Genomic DNA, 3,658 nt, shown 5'->3' with positions numbered 1-3,658 from the left:
GTACGACACGCCCTTGTAGGAGCTGCCGAAGGCTGCGATCTTTGCTTTTGCTGTAACAGTCATTTATGAAAATCACGCTGTTTCCCAGCCCTTGGCAACCTTATCTTTGCCCGCACCAAACAGCACTTGCCAAGCAAGAAGGTTTTCCAGATGTCCAACAGTATGGGTATTGCCAGCGCGTTCGTTTTGTCCTCATTGATCCTGTCGCCGATGGCGATGGCTGAAGAATCGCAAACGTTCGTGGCGCAAAAAGTCGCTCGCGCGCAGGCATTCGATCAGCATCAGGCCGAAGTGATGGCCAAGGCTCAAGACGCGACGCAATCCCCCCAGGCCGCCAATTCCCAGACTCAAGTAATCGAGAAAGACAGCTGAGTCGCACCGCGAAAGGTTTCCCTCGACGCGGTTGTTTGGCTCTTCCCGTTCAACCGTCGTCACTCCAGGCCGCTGCCTTTCAGCGGCCTTTTTTCGTTGTGGTCTGAAAGCCGTCTGGTGCGTCTGTAACAACAAGAAATATCAAGCCGCTCAAGAAACAGAGCGGCCCGCTGACCCAAGGAGTTCCACCGCACGTGTTTTACCCTGCCCGCCTTACACCGCTGTTCATTGCAATGGCCGCAACGATTGTTCCCACCGCCCACGCCGACGAGCCTGCTGAACAAGGCTTCGTCGAAGGTTCGAGCCTCAACCTGAACGCCCGCAACTACTACATGAATCGCAACCGCTTGCAGCAAGCGGACGACAACATCGAGTGGGGCCAGGGTTTTCTCGGGGTGTTCCAGTCCGGCTATACCGAGGGCACGGTTGGCTTCGGTTTTGATGCCCACGCCATGCTCGGCCTGAAACTCGACGGCGGTGGCGGTACCGACGGTTCGAGTATCCTGCCGATCAGCGATGGCAACGGCAAAGCGCCAGGCTCGTTCTCCACCGCAGGCGGAACGTTGAAGCTGCGTGCGTTCGATACCGAGTTGAAGGCCGGTGACCTGTTCCTCACCAACCCGGTGATTGCCGGCGGCGACACGCGGATGCTGCCGCAGACGTTTCGCGGTATCAGCCTCGCCAATCACAGTTTCGACGGCTGGCTGATCGAAGGTGGCCAGGCCAGTTTCACCAAGCCGTATAACCAGAGCGGTCACACGCGAATCGGTACGTCCTACGGCACCCTCGCCGATGGCGATGAGAGTCAGCACCTGACTTGGGCTGGTGTGGCCTGGAGCGGTGTCGAAGGTCTGACCAGTAGCCTCTATGCCTCTGAGCTGAAAGACATCTGGAACCAGTACTACTACGACCTCGACTACACCTGGCAACTGAACGATCTGGTCAGCCTCAACCCGGGCCTGCATTTCTATCACACGCAAGACACCGGTGATGCGCTGCTCGGCGACATAGACAACAACACCTGGAGCGCGCATCTGACCGTCGGCATCGGCAGCCACAGCGTTACCGCCGCGTACCAGCGGGTCAACGGCAACACACCGTTCGACTACATCAGCCAGGGCGACAGCGTTTACCTGGACAACTCCCAGCAATACTCGGATTTCAACGGCCCGAACGAACGCTCGTGGAAGCTCAAGTACGCTTACGACTTCACGGGTGTCGGCCTGCCAGGGCTGACTTCGGCGCTGTCCTATTCGCGCGGCACGGTCGACCTGACCAAAGCCGACCCGGACAACCCAGGCTATTCCAGCTGGTACAGCGCTGATGGCCGCAACGCCAAACACTGGGAGCGCGATATCGATTTGCAGTACGTCGTGCAAAGCGGTCAGGCCAAGGACCTGGCGGTGCGCCTGCAATGGGCGACCAACCGTGGCGGCAATGGCTACGGCGCGATTGATTCGGATACAGATGAATACCGCGTGATCATCGACTACCCGGTCAACGTCTTCTAAGATCGGCGCGGCGTTTTTCAGATCCTGTGATCGATCCTGTGGGAGCGAGCCTGCTCGCGAAAGCGGTGTGTCATTCAACGCAGATGTTGACTGACAATCAGCTTTCGCGAGCAGGCTCGCTCCCACAGGTTCGTCCGGCGTCAGCCCAACTAAGCTTATGAAACCACTCCAACCGGCTCCCCATTATGATCGCCAGCCGCACACCTCCCATCGCAGGCCAGACCGGTCGCCCCGAGCGCCTGCTGATCCTTGGCAGTCTGCTGACCGTGATTGCGATGGTGTGCATCGTCACCTTCCTGCTGATCCGCGAGTACGCCAGTGCGCAGGAAGCCGCCACTCGCCGTGCGACCACCATCGCGCAACTGATCGACGCCGATGTGCTGCGCACCGTCGAGCTGTACGACCTGACGCTGCAAGGCCTGATCGCCGCCGCCCAGCGTGACGACTTGCAGCAGGTCTCGCCGCAGATCCGTCACCTGGCGCTGTTCGATCGCTCGGCCACCGCGCGCTTCAAAGGCGACATCCTGCTGCTGGACAAGCATGGCGAGGTCGTCGCCGACTCCTCGCGCATCGAACCGAAACCGGGCAATTTCGCTGACCGCGATTATTTCCTCGCCCATGCGTTCAACCGCGAGATGGGCATGTTCATCAGCCGGCCGTTCAAGACCCGTTGCGATTGCGACGAGGCCGATCAGTGGCGCATCAGCTTCAGTCGACGCATCTCCTCGCAGACCGGTGAATTCCTCGGTGTGGCGGTGGCGTCGTTGAAACTCGACTACTTCGACGAACTGTTCAAAAGCCTCGACATTGGCACCGACAGCACATTGAACATCATCAACAGCGATGGCGTGCTGCTCGCGCAGAAGCCGTACCTGCAAAGCGATTCGGTGGGCAAGAGCTTCGGCAATCGGCCCAACGTTGTGCGCATCCTCAATGATCGCGATGGCAGCGGCAGTTTCACCAGCACCTCGAGCATGGATAAACAACGCCGGCTCTATACCTACTCGCGGGTCGGCAATCTGCCGTTGACCGTAATGGTCGCGCTGTCCAGTGATGAGGTGTTCGGCACCTGGCGGCGCACGGCGATATTGATCAGTGGCGCCACCGGCGTGCTGTGCCTTGGCCTGTTGTGGCTGACCTGGCTGCTCGCCCGGGAACTGCGTTTGCGCCATCGCGCCGAACGCGAGCTGGCGCAACTGGCCGCCACCGATGACCTGACCGGCGTGGCCAACCGGCGCATGCTCGATCAGACCCTGCGTCATGAGTGGTTCCGCGCGCAACGCTCGGGCCAGCCGCTGTCGGTGATGATGATCGATGCCGACCACTTCAAGGCCTTCAACGACCGACATGGCCATCAGGCCGGCGATCAGGTCTTGCGTGAGCTGGCCAAGGTGATCACGGCAAATGTGCGACGTCCGGCGGATCTGGTTGCGCGTTATGGCGGCGAAGAGTTTTCGGTGATTCTCGCCGAGACCGACAGCGCAGGAGCGCAGCAGATCGCCGAGCAGATCCGTAGCGCTGTGGAAAACCTGCCGTGGACCGAAGGCGCTGAGCGGGCGATGACCGTGAGTATCGGCATCGCGACATGGACGACAGCGAGCGAGATGACCCTGGAGCAGTTGTTGTTTGCGGCGGACAAGGCGCTGTATCAGGCCAAGGAAGGCGGACGCAATCGGGTGGTGGTATCGGTTTGAGAGGTGCAGTGGCCCCACCGGCCCTATCGCGAGCAGGCTCACTCCTACAATTGGAATGCGTTCCCCCTGTAGGAGTGAGCC

The 3,658-nt window shown here is 60.1% G+C and carries 3 protein-coding genes; all 3 read left to right on the top strand.

What is annotated here, in order from left to right:
• The first annotated feature begins 150 nt into the window (after positions 1 to 150).
• Positions 151 to 372 carry a hypothetical protein gene (locus tag DCO47_RS26165; protein ID WP_064364304.1) on the top strand — a complete coding sequence of 74 codons (222 nt, stop codon included), beginning with the start codon at positions 151 to 153 and terminating at the stop codon, positions 370 to 372.
• Between the two features lie 233 nt (positions 373 to 605).
• Complete coding sequence (locus DCO47_RS26160) at positions 606 to 1,883, top strand: OprD family porin (protein WP_371919903.1); 1,278 nt, start codon at positions 606 to 608, stop codon at positions 1,881 to 1,883.
• Positions 1,884 to 2,068: 185 nt separating this feature from the next.
• Positions 2,069 to 3,577, top strand: a complete 1,509-nt coding sequence (locus tag DCO47_RS26155) for a sensor domain-containing diguanylate cyclase (protein ID WP_116659239.1) — start codon at positions 2,069 to 2,071, stop codon at positions 3,575 to 3,577.
• Positions 3,578 to 3,658: the final 81 nt, after the last annotated feature.

It is taken from the genome of Pseudomonas sp. NDM, assembly GCF_003105095.1.
GTDB classification, from domain to species: domain Bacteria; phylum Pseudomonadota; class Gammaproteobacteria; order Pseudomonadales; family Pseudomonadaceae; genus Aquipseudomonas; species Aquipseudomonas moraviensis_A.
This window is presented reverse-complemented; position numbering and strand designations above follow the sequence as displayed.

Excerpts from the sequence above, each read along its gene's own strand:
- DCO47_RS26165 (WP_064364304.1), top strand. The coding sequence starts at position 151 with ATGTCCAACAGTATGGGTATTGCCAGCGCGTTCGTTTTGTCCTCATTG.
- DCO47_RS26160 (WP_371919903.1), top strand. The coding sequence starts at position 606 with ATGGCCGCAACGATTGTTCCCACCGCCCACGCCGACGAGCCTGCTGAA.
- DCO47_RS26155 (WP_116659239.1), top strand. The coding sequence starts at position 2,069 with ATGATCGCCAGCCGCACACCTCCCATCGCAGGCCAGACCGGTCGCCCC.